This is a genomic window from Streptomyces sp. Y20 (genome assembly GCF_043195475.1).
Lineage (GTDB): Bacteria > Actinomycetota > Actinomycetes > Streptomycetales > Streptomycetaceae > Streptomyces.
Genome location: NZ_JBIDDP010000004.1, coordinates 37,064 through 52,861 on the forward strand (window position 1 = coordinate 37,064; position 15,798 = coordinate 52,861).

Annotated in this window: 15 protein-coding genes; 5 read left to right on the forward strand and 10 right to left on the reverse strand. The window is 74.2% G+C overall.

Annotated elements, in window-relative coordinates:
• The first annotated feature begins 70 nt into the window (after positions 1-70).
• The gene (locus ACGFT1_RS11570) at positions 71-1,060 is read left to right on the forward strand and encodes a heavy metal transporter (protein ID WP_373908802.1); all 990 of its coding nucleotides are present in this window, start codon (positions 71-73) and stop codon (positions 1,058-1,060) included.
• 287 nt (positions 1,061-1,347) lie between these two features.
• Positions 1,348-1,857 (forward strand): ATP-binding protein, encoded by a 510-nt coding sequence (locus ACGFT1_RS11575; protein ID WP_373908803.1) that lies wholly within the window; start codon positions 1,348-1,350, stop codon positions 1,855-1,857.
• A gap of 93 nt (positions 1,858-1,950) precedes the next feature.
• Here the strand turns inward: ACGFT1_RS11575 and ACGFT1_RS11580 are convergent, their stop codons facing one another.
• On the reverse strand, positions 1,951-3,048 hold the full coding sequence (locus ACGFT1_RS11580) for a bifunctional succinyldiaminopimelate transaminase/glutamate-prephenate aminotransferase (protein WP_373908804.1): 1,098 nt from the start codon (positions 3,046-3,048) through the stop codon (positions 1,951-1,953).
• A 68-nt stretch (positions 3,049-3,116) separates the two neighbouring features.
• Entirely contained in the window at positions 3,117-3,437 is a 321-nt protein-coding gene (fdxA, locus tag ACGFT1_RS11585; protein ID WP_121787075.1) for a ferredoxin, read from the reverse strand.
• Between the two features lie 140 nt (positions 3,438-3,577).
• Here fdxA and ACGFT1_RS11590 point away from each other — a divergent pair, with 140 nt between their 5' ends.
• A complete protein-coding gene (locus ACGFT1_RS11590; RefSeq protein WP_373908805.1) occupies positions 3,578-4,690 on the forward strand; it encodes a GNAT family N-acetyltransferase in 1,113 nt (370 codons plus the stop codon).
• A gap of 54 nt (positions 4,691-4,744) precedes the next feature.
• The gene (locus ACGFT1_RS11595) at positions 4,745-5,611 is read left to right on the forward strand and encodes a tetratricopeptide repeat protein (protein ID WP_373908806.1); all 867 of its coding nucleotides are present in this window, start codon (positions 4,745-4,747) and stop codon (positions 5,609-5,611) included.
• Between the two features lie 35 nt (positions 5,612-5,646).
• Here ACGFT1_RS11595 and ACGFT1_RS11600 read toward each other — a convergent pair whose 3' ends face one another.
• The 8 genes from ACGFT1_RS11600 to ACGFT1_RS11635 all read right to left on the reverse strand — a co-directional run bounded on the left by ACGFT1_RS11600 (position 5,647) and on the right by ACGFT1_RS11635 (position 13,467).
• Positions 5,647-6,261 carry a response regulator gene (locus tag ACGFT1_RS11600; protein WP_373908807.1) on the reverse strand — a complete coding sequence of 205 codons (615 nt, stop codon included), beginning with the start codon at positions 6,259-6,261 and terminating at the stop codon, positions 5,647-5,649.
• Positions 6,258-7,451, reverse strand: a complete 1,194-nt coding sequence (locus ACGFT1_RS11605) for a sensor histidine kinase (protein WP_373908808.1) — start codon at positions 7,449-7,451, stop codon at positions 6,258-6,260. Before ACGFT1_RS11605 ends, ACGFT1_RS11600 begins: the two co-directional genes overlap by 4 nt.
• Positions 7,448-8,188, reverse strand: coding sequence for an ABC transporter permease (locus ACGFT1_RS11610; protein ID WP_373908809.1), 741 nt, complete (start codon positions 8,186-8,188; stop codon positions 7,448-7,450). Before ACGFT1_RS11610 ends, ACGFT1_RS11605 begins: the two co-directional genes overlap by 4 nt.
• Entirely contained in the window at positions 8,185-9,114 is a 930-nt protein-coding gene (locus ACGFT1_RS11615) for an ABC transporter ATP-binding protein (RefSeq protein ID WP_373908810.1), read from the reverse strand. Before ACGFT1_RS11615 ends, ACGFT1_RS11610 begins: the two co-directional genes overlap by 4 nt.
• 132 nt (positions 9,115-9,246) lie before the next feature.
• The gene (locus ACGFT1_RS11620; protein WP_373908811.1) at positions 9,247-11,760 is read right to left on the reverse strand and encodes a hypothetical protein; all 2,514 of its coding nucleotides are present in this window, start codon (positions 11,758-11,760) and stop codon (positions 9,247-9,249) included.
• 198 nt (positions 11,761-11,958) lie between these two features.
• A complete protein-coding gene (locus ACGFT1_RS11625; protein WP_373908812.1) occupies positions 11,959-12,375 on the reverse strand; it encodes a DUF6113 family protein in 417 nt (138 codons plus the stop codon).
• Entirely contained in the window at positions 12,372-13,226 is an 855-nt protein-coding gene (gene mshB, locus ACGFT1_RS11630) for an N-acetyl-1-D-myo-inositol-2-amino-2-deoxy-alpha-D-glucopyranoside deacetylase (RefSeq protein ID WP_373908813.1), read from the reverse strand. Before mshB ends, ACGFT1_RS11625 begins: the two co-directional genes overlap by 4 nt.
• Before the next feature lie 46 nt (positions 13,227-13,272).
• Entirely contained in the window at positions 13,273-13,467 is a 195-nt protein-coding gene (locus ACGFT1_RS11635; RefSeq protein WP_361447744.1) for a hypothetical protein, read from the reverse strand.
• Between the two features lie 166 nt (positions 13,468-13,633).
• On the opposite strand from ACGFT1_RS11635, the gene ACGFT1_RS11640 reads away from it, so the two are divergent.
• On the forward strand, positions 13,634-15,766 hold the full coding sequence (locus tag ACGFT1_RS11640; protein ID WP_373908814.1) for a prolyl oligopeptidase family serine peptidase: 2,133 nt from the start codon (positions 13,634-13,636) through the stop codon (positions 15,764-15,766).
• The last annotated feature ends 32 nt before the right edge of the window (positions 15,767-15,798 follow it).

Here is a 15,798-nt window from a genome sequence, read left to right on the forward strand (position 1 = left end):
CGCCCGGCCGGCCGGAGGCGTGGAGCCGACCACTGATCAGGCCGGTGGCGGGCTCCAGTACCTTGTACGCGTGCCAGAGCCGTCCCCCACCCGTCCGCAGCGTCGCGGCCGCCTCCTGCGTCTCGCGGCGGCCCTGTTGGTCCTGTGCGGCGTCGCCGCGTACCTCGTCGTGCAGTACGTCACCGGCGGCGGGGCGCGCGGCTGCGAGGTGGTCCGGGCCGGGGGTGACGGGGCGTCGTACCAGTTCACTCCGGAGCAGGCGGTGAACGCGGCGACGATCGCCGCCGTCGGCACCGGGCGCGGGATGCCCGAGCGGGCCGTGACGATCGCGCTGGCGACCGCCCTCCAGGAGTCGGGGCTGCGCAACATCGGGCACGGCGACCGGGATTCGCTGGGCCTGTTCCAGCAGCGGCCCTCGCAGGGCTGGGGGACCGAGCGGCAGATCATGGACCCCGCGTACGCGGCGGGCATCTTCTACGCGCACCTGGCGAAGGTGCCGGACTACACCGGCCTGCCGCTGACGGTGGCCGCACAGCGGGTGCAGCGCAGCGGCTACCCGGAGGCGTACGCCAAGCACGAGTCGGACGCCGCGCTGCTGGCGGCGGCCCTGACCGGCCGGGCGGCGGCCACGCTGACCTGTGACGGGCGCCCGGAGCGCACGGCGTCGGCGACCGGACCGGACGCGGTGCGGGCGGCGCTGGTACGGGACTTCGGGCGCGACGCGCTCCAGGAGACCGGGGCGGAGGTGGGCGGGACGCCGGTGCCGCCGCCGTCCCCCTCGCCGAGCGTGACGGCGAGCGCGCACGGCCGGACGGTGACCGTCCCGGTGCCGCGGGGCGCGAAGCGGGACGCGAACGGGCGCGGTGAGCTGGCGCGGGGCTGGCAGCTGGCGCAATGGGCGGTCGCCAACTCCTCGGCGCTGCACATCCGGCGGGTGTCCTACGCGGGGCGGGTGTGGACCGCGGGGAGCGGCGGCGACGCGTGGGGCGGGGCCCGCTCCGGCGGGGCCGGCGGCGCGGAGCGGTCCGTGGGGGCTGTGCGGATCGAGACCGCACAGTAGTACGGCGGGTCACCCCGGCGGGTTGTGCGGTGCCGGGCCGCCCGATGGGCCGACCAGGGGGTGCACGGGGCGAGCGAACCCTTGGGACGCAAGGGGCGGAAGGATTCTGCGCGCCATGCGACCCACACTGTTTGCCCGTTTTTATCCACACCTGATAATGCGATGCGTTATCCATTCTTTACCCGGGCCGTCCGCAACCTTCGCGGCCCTCGAGCGGTAGTCACGGCGTCCGGACCCGGGCACATCCGTCCCGGACACACCGTTTTCCTCCCGTCGAATGGAGCATCATGTCCCTCCCCCTGACCCGCCGGATCGCCCGTGTCGCGCTGCTCGTCGCAGCGGGAGCGGCTGCCGGGGTCGGTGCGGCCGGCTCCGCCGGTGCGGCCACGGACCTGCCGGCCACCCCGAACCTGGGCGGCCTGACCGCCGTGGACGGGGCGCACGCCGGCAAGACCGTCGACGGTGCCGCACAGGGCGCCACCTCGCTCGTGAGCGAGTCCGGCGCCAGGACCGTCGAGCAGGCGATGCCGGGCGCGGGCCGGACCGGCGGCGGTCCCCTGAAGGAGGCGGCGCCCGCGGTGCAGCAGGCCGCGGGGGGCGTGACCGGGAGCGCGGGCGGTGTCCTCGGGAACGCCTCGTCCGGCGCGACGAAGGGCGGACTGCCGACCGGGTCCCTCGCCACGGGCGGAGCGCCGACCTCGTCCCTGCCGATGTCTTCCCTGCCGATGTCGTCCCTGCCGACCAAGGGCGGACTGCCGACCTCGTCCCTGCCGGCCAAGGGCCTGCCGCTCGGCTGAGCGTCCGGCTCGGCGCCGAAGGGGTCCAGGGTCCCTCCTGGGCCCCTTCGGCCTGTGCGGCGGCTGTGGCGGCGGCTGTGGCGGCTGTGGCGGTTACGCCGTCAGGCGGGTCGCCGCCGCCTGGACGCGTTCGTCCGTCGCCGTCAGGGCCACGCGGACGAAGTTCCCGCCCGCCGCGCCGTAGAAGTCGCCCGGGGCCACCAGGATGCCGAGGTCGGCCAGACGGGACACGGTGGCCCAGCAGGACTCGTCCCGGGTGGCCCAGAGGTAGAGGCTCGCCTCGCTGTGTTCGATGCGGAAGCCGTGGGACAGCAGGGCCGCCCGGAGAACCTCGCGGCGGGCAGCGTAGCGGGCGCGCTGCTCCTGGACGTGGGTGTCGTCCCCGAGGGCGGCCACGACCGCCGCCTGCGTCGGCGCGGAGGTCATCATGCCGCCGTGCTTGCGGATCTCCAGCAGCGGGCCGAGCACGGCCGGGTCGCCGGCGACGAACGCCGCGCGGTAGCCCGCCAGGTTGGAGCGCTTGGACAGGGAGTGGACGGCGAGGATCCCGTCGTAGGAGCCGCCGTTGACGTCGGGGTGCAGCACCGAGACCGGGTCGGCCTCCCAGCCCAGTTCCAGGTAGCACTCGTCCGCGACCAGCAGGACCCCGTGCTCGCGGGCCCAGGCGACGATCCGGGCCAGCTCCTGGCGGGGGATGACCTTGCCGGTGGGGTTGGACGGGGAATTGAGCCACAGCAGCCGCAACCGCGACGGGTCCAGCTCGGTCGGGTCGTCGTAGACCTCGTGGTCCGCGCGGGCCAGGCGGGCACCGACCTCGTAGGTCGGGTAGGCCAGGCGCGGGTGACCGACCGTGTCGCCGGGGCCCAGACCGAGCTGGGTGGGCAGCCAGGCGACCAGTTCCTTGGAGCCGACGACCGGCAGCACATGGCGGTGGGTGATGCCGCGGGCGCCCAGGCGGCGCTCCAGCCAGCCGGTGATCGCGTCCCGCAGCGCGGGGGTGCCCCAGACCGTCGGATAGCCCGGGGAGTCGGCCGCGTCGACGAGGGCCTTCTGGATCAGCTCGGGGACCGGGTCGACGGGGGTGCCGACGGAGAGGTCGACGATGCCGTCCGGGTGGGCCGCGGCCGTCTGCTTGTACGGGGCCAGCCGGTCCCACGGGAAGTCGGGGAGGCGGTCGGTGACTGCGGACACGATGGGTGGCTCACTTTCGTCGGGGCGGCGCCACGGGGTCCCCCGATGGCCGCCAGGCGCTCAGACGGTCACTCGCCCTGCGGCGGCAGCGCGGCGACGAAGGGGTGGTCGCGCTCGATCAGCCCCAGCTTGCTGGCACCACCGGGCGAGCCCAGGTCGTCGAAGAACTCGACGTTCGCCTTGTAGTAGTCCTTCCACTCCTCCGGAGTGTCGTCCTCGTAGAAGATCGCCTCGACCGGGCAGACCGGCTCACAGGCACCACAGTCGACGCATTCGTCCGGGTGGATGTACAAGGACCGTTGGCCCTCGTAGATGCAGTCGACCGGGCACTCCTCGATGCACGCCTTGTCCTTGACGTCGACACAAGGCTGCGCGATGACGTAGGTCACGCTGTCGTTCCTCCTCGATAGGGCGCCGGCGGGCCTCCTCAGGCTCCGCCGCCTGGCGCGCGGGAGCGCGGCGTCGTCGATGCCCGCCCCTAGTATCTCCGTTCCGGAGCATGATCCGAACAGGAGGGGTGAACTGACCAGTGGAAATCTCGGCGAGTGGACGCCTCGAAGTCCGTATCACCCCAGCTGACGTGGGAAAACGAGTCTCCGTCAGGCGCCTGGGCGAGCCCGGTGCGGCGCCCGAGAAGTTCACCGACACGGTCGGTGTTCTCACATCATGGGACGATGGCGTGCTCATGATCACACGGCGGGACGGGGAACGGGTCAGAATCCCGCAATCCGCGCTGGTGGCGGGGAAGGTCGTCCCGGCCGCGCCGGCGCGCCGCCGGGGACCCGCCGCCTCTTACCCGGAGCTGGCACACGTCGCCGCGCGCGCGTGGCGGCCGGTGGAGAGCGAGCGGCTCGGCGAGTGGGAGCTGCGGGCGGCGGCGGACGACGTGCCGGGCGGCCCGGGCCCGGCGCCCGGGCCGCGGACGGGCTTCACCCGGCGGGCCAACAGCGTGCTGCCGCTCGGTGATCCCGGCCTCCCGCTCGACGACGCCCTGGACGCCGTACGACGCTGGTACGGCGAGCGCGGCCTGCCCGCCTACGTGCAGACCGCGACCGGCGCCGAGGGCACGCAGGAGCTGCTGAGCGCCGAGCTGGAGCGGCGCGGCTGGACCCGGGAGGTGACCGCCGAGCTGTGGACCGCCGCCCTGGCTCCCGTCGCGGACCGGGCCGAGGGGGCGGGTGTGGTGCTGTCCCGGACGGCGGACGAGGCGTGGCTCGCGCGGTACGGGCGCGCGGGGGCGGGCGAGGTGGCCCTGCGGGTGCTGGGGTCGGGGTCCCCACGCGCGGGCGGAACCGAGCGTGGAGGAGAGCCGTCGGTGTGGTTCGCCTCCGTCCCCGGCACAGCGGCCGGTGAGCCCCCGGCGGCGATCGGGCGGTGTGCCGTGGACGGGCGGTGGGCCGGGTTCGCCGCGGTCGAGGTGGCCCCCGGCCGGCGGCGGCAGGGGCTGGCCACCGAGGTGATGGCCGCGCTGGCCCGGCGCGCGCTGGACGAGGGCGCGTCGGCGGCCTGGCTCCAGGTCGAGACGGACAACGAGGGCGCGCGGGCGCTGTACGCCGCGCTCGGTTTCACACCGCACCACGCGTACCACCACTACCGGGCGCCGTCGGAGCCCCGGTCGCCCTCCGGTCCCGGGCGGCCCTGAAACCGCCGTGCGAAAACGCTCGTAGAACCACCGTGGGAAGGGCATGAGCCTGCCATGCATCACCCGTACCTGCCGCCCCCGTACCCACCGCCACCGGAACGCTCCGCCGAACTGCGGCAGCGGTTCACCGAGGAGGCCCGGTCCGAGCGGCCGGACCTGTCCGCCCTGTGCCTGCTGATCGGCGCGGAGGCGGACGGCTCCCTGGACGAGGCCGGCATCGACGCCGCGCAGGCGGAGCTGGACCGGCTGGCGGGCGAGCTGCCGTACCGGCCGGGCGGCCCGCGCGCGTGGGCTCAGGCCGTGCAACGGCTGCTCGGTGCCCGCCACGGGTTCCACGGGACGCCCGGCGACTACCAGCGCCTGGAGTCCTCACTGCTGCACGAGGTGCTGCGGCGGCGGCGCGGCCTGCCCATCCTGCTGTCGGTGGTGTGGCTGGAGGTCGCGCGCCGGGCCGGGGCCCCGGTGTACGGCGTCGCGCTGCCGGGGCATTTCGTGGTCGGCTTCGGGGCGGCGGGAGAGCAGGTGCTGGCCGATCCGTTCGACGAGGGCCGGGTGCTGACCGGGGCGGACGCGGAGCTGCTGGTGGCGGGCGCCACGGGGGCGTCGCTGCAGCCGTCCGCGCTGGAGCCGGCGGCGCCCCTGGAGGTCGTGCAGCGCGTCCTGAACAACATCAGGGCGTGGGCCGCGGCCCGGCCGGAACGCTCGGACGTCGCCCTGCGGGCCGTGGAACTGGGGCTGCTCATCCCCGCGCATCCGGCGCGACTGCGCTACGAACGCGGACAACTGCTGGTGCAGCGCGGCCAGTTCACGGCGGGCGCCGACGAACTGGACACCTACGCCGATCTGATCGAGGTGGTCGACGAGCCGGCCGCCGAGAAGGTACGGCAGGAGGCGCGCATCGCGCGGTCCAAGCTCAACTGAGGCCGGCCCGTACGGCCGTCACCCGGAGGGGGCCCTCACAGCCAGCCCTTCTCCCGGGCGATGCGCACGGCCTCCGCGCGGTTGCGCACCGCCAGCTTCTGTATGGCGGTGGAGAGGTAGTTGCGGACCGTGCCCTGGGACAGGTGCAGGGCGCGCGCCAGTTCGGCGTTGGTGGAGCCGTCGGCCGCCGCGCGGAGCACCTCGCGTTCCCGCTCGGTGAGCGGGTTGGCGCCGTCGGCGAGCGCGGCGGCGGCCAGCGTCGGGTCGATCACCCGTTCCCCGGCCAGCACCCGGCGGACCGCCTCGGCGAGCTGGGCGGCCGGGGCGTCCTTGACGAGGAAGGCGTCGGCGCCCGCCTCCATGGCGCTGCGCAGATAGCCGGGCCGGCCGAAGGTGGTCAGGACGACCAGCTTCACCCGCGGATACGCGCGGCGGACCTGGGCGGCGGCCTCGATGCCGGTGCAGCCGGGCATCTCGATGTCGAGCAGGGCGACGTCCACGCCGTGCGCGCCGACGGCCGCGAGCACCTCGTCGCCGCGCGCGGCCTGGGCGACGACCTCGATGTCGTCCTCCAGGCCGAGCAGTGCCGCCAGCGCCTCGCGGACCATCGACTGGTCCTCCGCCAGCAGGACTCTGATCTTGCTCGTCATGCCCCGGATCCTACGTCCGCCGCGGCGGCCGTGGGCACGCGGGCGACGAGCCGGAACCCGTGCCGGACCCGGCCCGCCTCCAGGCTGCCGCCGGCCTTCTCCAGACGCTCGGTCAGGCCGGCCAGGCCGTTGCCGGGGCCCGCGCCGGAACCACCCGTCCCGTTGTCCTCGACGGAGAGTTCGAGCACCGCCCCGTCCAGGGTCTCGCGGCGCAGCAGCCGGACGGCGCAGCGGTCGGCACCGCTGTGCCGGACCACGTTGGTGACCGCTTCGCGCAGCGCCCAGGCCAGCGCGGACTCGGCCTCCTCGGCAACCGCGGTGAGGTCGGGTTCGGCGGGCAGGTCGGCGGTGACTCCGGCGGCGGTCAGCGCGACCTGGACCCCGGCGAGTTCGGCGGCGAGCCGGGGCCGCCGGTAGCCGGTGACGGCCTCACGGACGTCGGCCAGGGCCTGCCGGCTGACCTGTTCGATGTCGGCGACCTGCTGGGCCGCCTGATCGGGCCGGCCGGGCAGCATCCGGCCGGCCAGCTCGCTCTTCAGCGTGATCAGCGACAGCGAGTGGCCGAGCAGGTCGTGCAGATCGCGGGCGAGGCGCAGGCGCTCCTCGTTCGCGGCCAGCTGGGCGACGGTCGCCCGGGCCTTGCGCAACTCGACGGTGGTGCGCACCAGCTGGCTGACGCCGGTCATCGCGAACCCGATGAGCAGCACCAGCAGGAGCAGCCCCCGCGCCTCCTTCTCGTCGGAGCGCACGCCGATCAGGTACATCACCAGCGCGGAGGCCGGGATGGCCCAGTAGGCCGCCCGCAGCGGCAGGGTGGCCCCCCAGGCGACCGACAGGTAGACGAACAGCCCCAGCCAGGCCCCGCCCAGGGTGAGGGCCAGCACGGGGGCGAGGACACCGAGGATGCCGCCCAGCGTGAGCACGACGCGCGGGGTGAACGGGCGGCCGATGTTGCGGAAGACCAGCGCCAGGTAGATCCCGACGAACGCGGTGAGGCCCAGGGAGCCGGCCACCCTGGCGCCGGTGGTGTGGCCGCCGTGGACCAGGTCGCCGACCGGGGAGCTGAGGAAGACCAGCCAGACGCCGATCCAGAGCGTCTTGACCATCAACTCCCGCCGGTTGCGGGGCGGCCAGCCCACGGGGGCGGGCCGCGCGGTTCCTGCCTGCCGGTCTTCCGTCATGGTGCTCACGCCTTCAGCGTGTCCTTCCGGTACAGCCAGGCCGCGCCGCCCGCGAAGACCGCGAAGGAGACGGCGAGGACGGCGATGTCGCGGGCGTGCGGGGCCTGGCTCTGTTCGATCGCCCGCCCGAGGGAAGCGTACGCGTGCGTGGGCAGCCACTCGGCGATGTCCTGGAGCCACTGCGGGAAGGTGGTCGTCGGCATCCAGAGACCGCCCAGCATGGACAGCCCGAAGTAGGTGATCATGGTGATCGGGCGGACCGCGTCCCCGCTGGCGAGGTAGCCGATGGCGACGCCGAGCGCGGCGAAGACCAGGCTGCCGGCCCAGATGGCGCCGCTCAGCGCCAGCCACTGCCAGGCGTCGAGGCGTACGTCCTTCACCGCCGCGGCGACCACGAACACGATCACGATGGACGGCAGGCTGACCACGGCCGCGCCGGCGGTCTTGGCGAGGACGTACCCCCGCCCGGGCAGGGTGGTCAGCCGCAGCTGCCGCACCCACCCGTTCTCGCGTTCCTTGGCGATGCGCTCGCTGTTGCCCATCAGGACGGCCGTCAGCGCGCCGAAGGAGGCCATCGAGACCATCATGTACGTCGGCAGGGTCAGGCCCGTGCCGTCGATCTTGGTGTGGCTGTCGGCGTTGCCCGCGATGAGCAGGAACAGACCCGAGGGGTAGATCACGGAGAAGAACAGGAACTTGCGGTTGCGCAGGGCGCGGGTGAGTTCCAGTCTGATCAGGCTGTTCACGACTGCTTCGCCTCCTCGGCGGCGGTGATGGCGACGAAGGCCTGCTCCAGGCCGAGCCCGGCGACTTCGAGGTTGCGGGGGTACAGGCCGAGGCCGTACAGGGCGTGGACGGTCGCGTCGGCGTCGGCGGACTGGATGCGGACGGTCTGCCCCGACACGTCCAGGGACGTCAGGTGCGGCAGGGCACGCAGGGCGCTTGCGTCGATGTCTCCCGTCAGGTCGAAGGAGACACGGCGGGCACCGGCCCTGGCCTTGATCTCGGCGGCGGTCCCGTCGGCGAGGAGCCGGCCCCGGTGCAGCACCAGCACCCGGTCGGCGATGGCGTCGGCCTCTTCGAGGTAGTGGGTGGCGAAGAGGACCGTACGGCCCTGGTCGGCCTGCTCGCGCATGGTGGCCCAGAACGCCTGCCGGGCGGAGACGTCCATGCCGGTGGTCGGCTCGTCCAGCACGATCAGGTCGCTGTCGCCGGCGGTGGCGAGGGCGAACCGGACGCGCTGGGCCTGGCCGCCGGAGAGCTTGTCGACCTTGCGGCCGGCGATCTGCGTGACGCCCGCCCGGGCGAGCACGTCGGCCACCGGGTACGGCCTCGGGTGCAGGGAGCAGGCCAGCTTCACCAGCTCGGCGACGGTGACCTCGTCCATCAGCCCGCCGCTCTGGAGCATGGCCCCCACCCGTCCCGCGACGATCGCCTCGCGCGGGCTCGTGCCGAACAGGCGCACCGCGCCGGTGTCGGCCTGCTTGAGGCCCAGGAGGAGGTCCAGGGTGGTGGACTTGCCGGCCCCGTTCGGGCCGAGGAGGGCGACGGTCTCGCCCGGGTACAGCCGCAGCGAGAGGCCGTCGACGGCCCGCACGCTCCCGTAAGTCTTGGTCACCTGGTCGAACCCGACCACCGGGGTGGTGGTGGCCGGCGCCGCTGTCGTCGTCATGCCGTCCATGCTGGCGGAGAGGGCACCGGGCCCGGCAGTGCCGCGGGTCCTGTGTGCCGGATGACAGATGTCATGCGGCCCGGATGACACGGCCCCGGGGCGCCCCGGCAGGGCGCCCCGGGGTGACGGCGGCTAGCTCGGGTTGGTGTCGATCACCGCGACCCGGTTGGTCCTGCTCGTGAGGGCCTGGCGCAGGGCGGCGTAGACGTCCTCGGGGGTGACGGGCGTCTTCTTGCCGTTGCCGCGGGTGATGAGCACCCCGTCGAAGGCCTGCCCGTACAGCTGCTTGAGCGCGGCCAGGTCGGGCTTGTCGACCAGCTTGCCGTCGACGGCGGTGACCCTGAGGAACTTCCACAGCGAGTTCTGCGGGCTCATCGGGACCACGTGCGCCGCGTCCGTCTGGACGGTCACGTTCCCGGACATCGCCGGCTTCGCGAAGTCCTTCATCATCCGGTCGACCTCGGCGTTCGGGACCGTCGGCTCCTTGGTGGTCGTCGGCACGCCGACCGACGACGCGGTGCCCGTCTCCACCAGGGTGCGGTACGCCTGTTCGACCGCCTGGGTCGACCGGGCGGCGTCGATGGCCTTGCCCGGCCTGCCGTAGACGGCGACCGCCCGGCCGTGGTCGAACCTGATGGTGCCGTCGGTGACCGAGCCGGAGCCGCCGCCGGCCTGCTGGAGGGCGGCCTGGAGCTTCTCCTCGTCCACCGGCATCGCCGGCTGGACCACGCGCTTCTGCCCGAACAGGGAACCGACCACGTGGACCGGGTTGTAGTCGCTCTTGGCGGCCTCGCTCACCGTGGCCTGGTAGTCGAACTGCAGTCCGGCGTTCTCGGGGGTGAGGGCGACCGTCCGGCCGCCGACGGCCAGCTTCAGCGGCTTGTTCACCCGGCTGCCGAAGGCGTCGTCCAGCTTCTTGACGGCCTCGTCGCGCGTGCCGCCACCGATGTCGACACCGAGCACGGTGGTGCCCTTGGGCACGTCGGTGTGGTTCATCAGCAGTCCGGCGCCGTAGGCACCGCCCGCGACGACGATCACGCCGACCGCGAGCAGCACCAGCTTGCTGCGGCCCTTCTTCTTCGGCTTGGCCGCCGCCTTGGGCGCGGGGGCCGGCGCCGGCCGGGGCGCGGCGGGCGCCGCGGGGCCGCCGTCGCCGTGGCTGCCGAACGGGGACTTCCCGGCGCTGGGGACGACCGGGATGCCGCTGGTGACGGTGTGTCCGGAGACGTTGTCGGCGGCCGGGGAACGGTAGCCGGGCGTGCCCGGTTCCGGGGCCGGCTTCTGCGGGGTGAGGATCGCGGTGTCGTCGCTGAGCCCGCCGGGTCCGCGCCCCGCGGGACCACCGGGGGTGGCCCGCGGGCCACCGGGACCGCCCGGGCCGGTGGGCCCGTCGAGGCCGGCGAGGGCGCTGCGGGCGGGCGGGGCGCCCTGGCCGCCCGGGGTGCCGTAACCACCCGCGCCGGCGGGACCGGCTGGACCTGACGGACCGTCGAAGGGTTCGCCGGCCCGCGGGACGAGGGTGCCGTCACCGGTGGCCGGGCCGCTGGTGGGGCCGGCCGGGCTCTGCGGGCCGCCGGGACCGCCGTGTCCGCCCGGACCGCTGAAGCCGCTGGGGCCGCCGGGACCGCCGTGTCCGTTGGCACCGCCCGCGCCCGGGGCGCCGCCGAAACCGTCGCGGCCGCCCGCGCCCGCCGCACCGGCACCGAACCCGTCCCGGCCGCCCGCGCCGCTCGCACCCGCGGCGCCGCCGAGGCCGTCCTGACCGCCCGTGCCCGCCGCAGCGGCGCCACCGTAACCGTCGCGGCCGCTCGCGCCGCCCGGGCCCGCGGCGCCGCCGTAGCCGTCCTGGGTGCCGTTCTCCGCGAAGTACGGCAGGTCGTCGCGGCGCGGCTCGCCGGAGCCGGACGGACCGGGGCGGGAGCCGCCGCTCGCCTGATGCGCGGTCAGCGCCTCGGTGACGTCGAAGGAGCCGGTGCCGCCGCCGTGGCCGGGAGCGACGGGGCCACCCGTGGCCCCGGGCAGGCCCTTGCCGTTGGTGCCGCCGGAACGGGCACCCGGCACGCTCATGGACCCGACCACACTGCCGGGACGGCCGCCGCCGGGACGTGCGCCGGTGGTACCGGCCGCGCCGGGAGCGCCCGGACCACCCGTACGGGCACCCGGCACGCCGGGGGCCGCGGGGGCGGCGGTGGGCGCGGCGGAACCGCCGGGCATCCCGGCGCCGTTCGTGCCGCCGCCGCCCGGAGCGCCCTTGCCGGGCGCGGACTTGCGGGGCGCGAACCAGTCGCTGGTCTTCTCGTCCCCCGGGGCCGCGGGCTCCGCCGGGGTCTCGTCGGGACCGGCGGGGGTCCGCTCGGCCGCGGGAACCGGCTCGGCGGCGGGCTGCTCCTCGCCGGCGCTCTCGCCGTCCCCGACGGGCTTGCGCATGACGACCGGCGGGATGGGCCGCGATCCGGGGATGTTGATCCGGATCCGGGTCGTCAGTGTGGTCTCGGTCTTCTTCTCCTCCGGCCGCGTGCCCGAACGGCCCGCGCCCGTGGCGTCGTCGGAAGCCAAGGGGGTCCCGTACGGCGGCGTGCCGGAGGGGTATGCGGCTCCGCCGCGCCCGCTGGGCCCGGAGGACGGAGTGTCAGTTTCACGACTCAAGGCAGGTTCTCCCGGTTGGCTCCGCCGCCCGTTACGACCTCACTGCGCGGTGAGGGTCCCCCGGCACGAGCGAAGTCGAGCGCTTGGGGGAGGCTCGGCGGCGCGCACCACCATACTGGCCACTTCTGGCGCGTATCCCATGACCGCTGACTAAACCCCCACCGGACCCGCACCCGCGGCCCACGGCGAAGTGGTACGTCACTTGCCAAGTCGGGCGGAGCCGCGACCGGGTTGCCGTCCCAAGCCGACGGTGGCGCAGATCACAGCGAGTGCCATGCCGCCGAGCAGGAAGAGATACGAGCCGACGCCGGCGCCGAACAGGAAGTCGCCCTCGGGGCGCGAGGTGGTGAGCAGGATGACGGCCACGATCCAGCCGGCCGCCGGCGCGACCGCTCCGCCCCGGCCGCCGGTGGCGTGTGCCCCGCCGAGGAACAGTCCGCCGGCGCCCGCGAGGGCGAGCAACAGCCCACCGGGGAACCAGCCGGCCTGGACCAGCGCCCCGGCGAGCCCCACGACCGCGCCGAGCAGGAAGAGGCCGGCGTGGGCGGCGGCCCGCCCGGGGGACGGCGGGCGCAGCGGCTGGGCGAGCGGGGAGCCCGGTCGGGGGTCACTCATGCCGTCTCCTCGACGCCGGCGAACAGGTCGCTCTCGCCGCGCTCCCCGCTCCCGCGGACCAACTCGTAGTACTCCGTGGTGAACAGCGGCTGGGTGAGTGCGTTGGAGAGCGCGAAGTACGGCTCGGCCACCTCGATCTGGGTGGCGTGGGCGCGCATCGCGGCGGCCTTCGCGGCGGCGTACGCGGTGCCGTCGACCGCGGTGGTGATCCGCTCGTCGTCCACGACGCCGGGTACGTCCTCCACGGAGGCGGCCTGGTCGAACGGGAGGACGGGCAGTTCCTCGTGGAGGCGGGCGAAGGCGGCCTCCACGACGGAACGGGGGACGCGGTTCCAGTACACCTTGGCGACCCGGTGCCCCCGCGCGTCCGCCAGGTCGACGGCGCGCATGGCGACGCGGTGGGCCTGGATGTGGTCCGGGTGCCCGTAGCCGCCGTTGTCGTCGTAGGTGACGAGGACCTGTGGACGGACCTCCAGGATCACCTCGGCGAGGTGACCGGCGGCCTCGTCGACGTCGGCCTGCCAGAAGCAGCCGGGGTCGTCGTTGCCGGCGAGGCCCATCATCCCGGAGTCGCCGTAGCGCCCGGCGCCGCCGAGCAGCCGGGCGTCCGTGACTCCGAGCGCGCCCAGGGCGGCGGCCAGCTCGCCGCGCCGGTGCGTGCCCAGCGCGGGACCGGTCAGCTGCCGCAGCTCCGGCGGGATGACCTCCCCGCGCTCCCCGAGGGTGCAGGTGACCAGGGTCACGTGGGCACCCTCGGCGGCGTACCGGGCCATGGTCGCGCCGTTGTTGATCGACTCGTCGTCCGGGTGCGCGTGCACCAGCAGCAGACGCCGCGCTGGCAGTTCCGTCATGGGACCACCCTACGAGGCTCCGCGCCGGTGCCCGCGACAGCCGCCGTCAGAACTTGATGCTGCCGATCATGCTGGCGACGTTGGTGGTCAGCTCGCTGATCGTCGGCGCGACGGTCGAGGAGGCGAGATAGAAGCCGAGCAGGACGCAGACGACCGCGTGGCCGCCCTTCAGCCCTGACTTCTTGACCAGCAGGAAAACGATGATCGCCAGCAGCACCACCGCCGAAATCGAGAGTGCCACGGCGGCTCACCTCCAAAGATCCCAGGGACGCGGCGGGTGTAGAGCAACTCCATGCGGACGCCAGCAGGTTCATACCCACACAGCGGTAGTGATCATAACTATCCGTACTCGCGCATCGCTCGGCGCACGGCCGCACAAGGGGGCGCATGGCCAATATGGTCGGGGTATGACGACCGAGGCTGACTCCTTCCCCCGTCGGCACGCCAGGACCCAGCGGTTCACGCTCGGCGCGCCGCGTGCCTTCAGCGTGGCGCCCGACGGTTCACGTGTCGCGTTCCTGCGTTCCGGCTCCGGCACCGACCGGGCCAACTCCCTGTGGGTCCTGGATCTGCCGGGGGGCGCCGAGCGCCTCGCGGCCGACCCGTACGCGCTCCTGCGGGGCGCCTCCGAAGAGCTGTCGGCCGAGGAGCGGGCCCGCCGGGAGCGCAGCCGGGAGGGCGGCGCCGGCATCGTCGGCTATGCCACCGACGGCGCCCTGGAGGTGGCGTCTTTCGCCTTGTCAGGGCGGCTTTTCACGGCTGGGCTGCGGACCGGCGGGGCACGTGAACTGGTTGTTCCGGGACCGGTGATCGACCCCCGGCCCTCGCCCGACGGACGGCACATCGCGTACGTCGCCCGGGGGGCGCTGCGGGTGGTGGACGCCCAGGGCGACGGCGACCGGGCACTGGCCGAGCCGGAGTCGGCGGAGGTCTCCTACGGCCTCGCGGAGTTCGTCGCGGCCGAGGAGATGACCCGCTCCCGGGGCTTCTGGTGGGCGCCGGGGTCGGACCGGCTGCTCGTGGCCCGGGTGGACGACACGCCGGTGCGGCGGTGGTGGATCGCGGACCCGGCCCACCCGGAGCGCGAGCCGCTCCCTGTCAGATATCCGGCGGCGGGCACGGCGAACGCCGACGTACGCCTGTTCGTGTACGGGCTGGACGGAGCGCGCACGGAGGTCTCCTGGGATCGGTCGCGCTATCCGTATCTGGCGCGAGTGCACTGGTCAGAGGCGGGTGCGCCGCTGCTGCTGGTCCAGGCGCGGGACCAGCGCAGCCAGCTCTTCCTGGCGGTGGACCCGGACACGGGCGCCACGCGGATGGTGCACGCCGATGAAGATCCAAGTTGGCTGGAACTCTTCGCCGGAGTGCCCTGCTGGAGCCCGTCCGGGCATCTCGTCCGGATCGCCGACGAGGGCGGCGCGCGGGTCCTGACGGTCGGCGAACGTCCGCTGACCAGCGGTCAGTTGCACATCCGGGCCGTACTGGACGTGGGTGCGGACGACGTACTGGTTTCCGCCTCTTCCGGTCCGGAGGCCCAGTCGCCGGAGATTGGCGAAGTCCATGTGTACCGGGTGAACGAACTGGGCCTGGAACGGCTGTCCCAGGAGCCCGGCGTGCACGGGGCGGTGCGCTCCGGGGGCGTGACCGTTCTGGTGTCCGCCGCGCTGGACCGGCCGGGCACCCGGGTCCAGGTGCTGGCTGACGGAGAACCGGCGCTGACTGTCCGCTCGTACGCCGAACATCCCGGTCTGTCCCCGCGGGTGTCCCTCACCGAGGGGGGCGCACGCCGAATCCCGTGCGCCGTGCTTATGCCACGGGACTACCACGGTGACACTCCCCTGCCGGTGCTCATGGACCCCTACGGCGGCCCGCACGGCCAGCGGGTCGTCGCCGCGCACAACGCCCATCTGACCTCCCAGTGGTTCGCCGACCAGGGTTTCGCGGTGGTCGTCGCCGACGGCCGGGGCACCCCGGGCCGCTCGCCGGCCTGGGAGAAGGCGGTCCGCGACGACCTGGCGGAGGTGGTGCTCCAGGACCAGGTGGACGCGCTGCACGGCCTCGCCGAGCGGTACCCGCTGGACCTGGGCCGGGTGGCGGTCCGCGGCTGGTCCTTCGGCGGCTATCTGGCGGCCCTCGCGGTGCTGCGCCGCCCGGACGTGTTCCACGCGGCCGTGGTCGGTGCCCCCGTCACCGACCTGCGGCTGTACGACACCCACTACCAGGAGCGCTATCTCGGCCACCCGGACGAGCAGCCGGAGGTCTACCGCCGCAACTCGCTGATCGACGACGCGGGTCTGGTCGCCCCGGCCGAACCGCACCGCCCGATGATGATCATCCACGGGCTGGCGGACGACAACGTGGTCGTCGCCCACTCCCTGCGCCTGTCCTCCGCCCTCCTGGCGGCGGGCCGCCCGCACGAGGTGCTCCCCCTGTCCGGCGTGACCCACATGACCCCGCAGGAGACGGTCGCGGAGAACCTGCTCCGGCTCCAGCTGGACTTCCTCCGGCGCTCCCTGCCGCACCCGGGCCGGACCTCGTGAACGGGGTTAACACGCAGGCAACTTGACGGAAG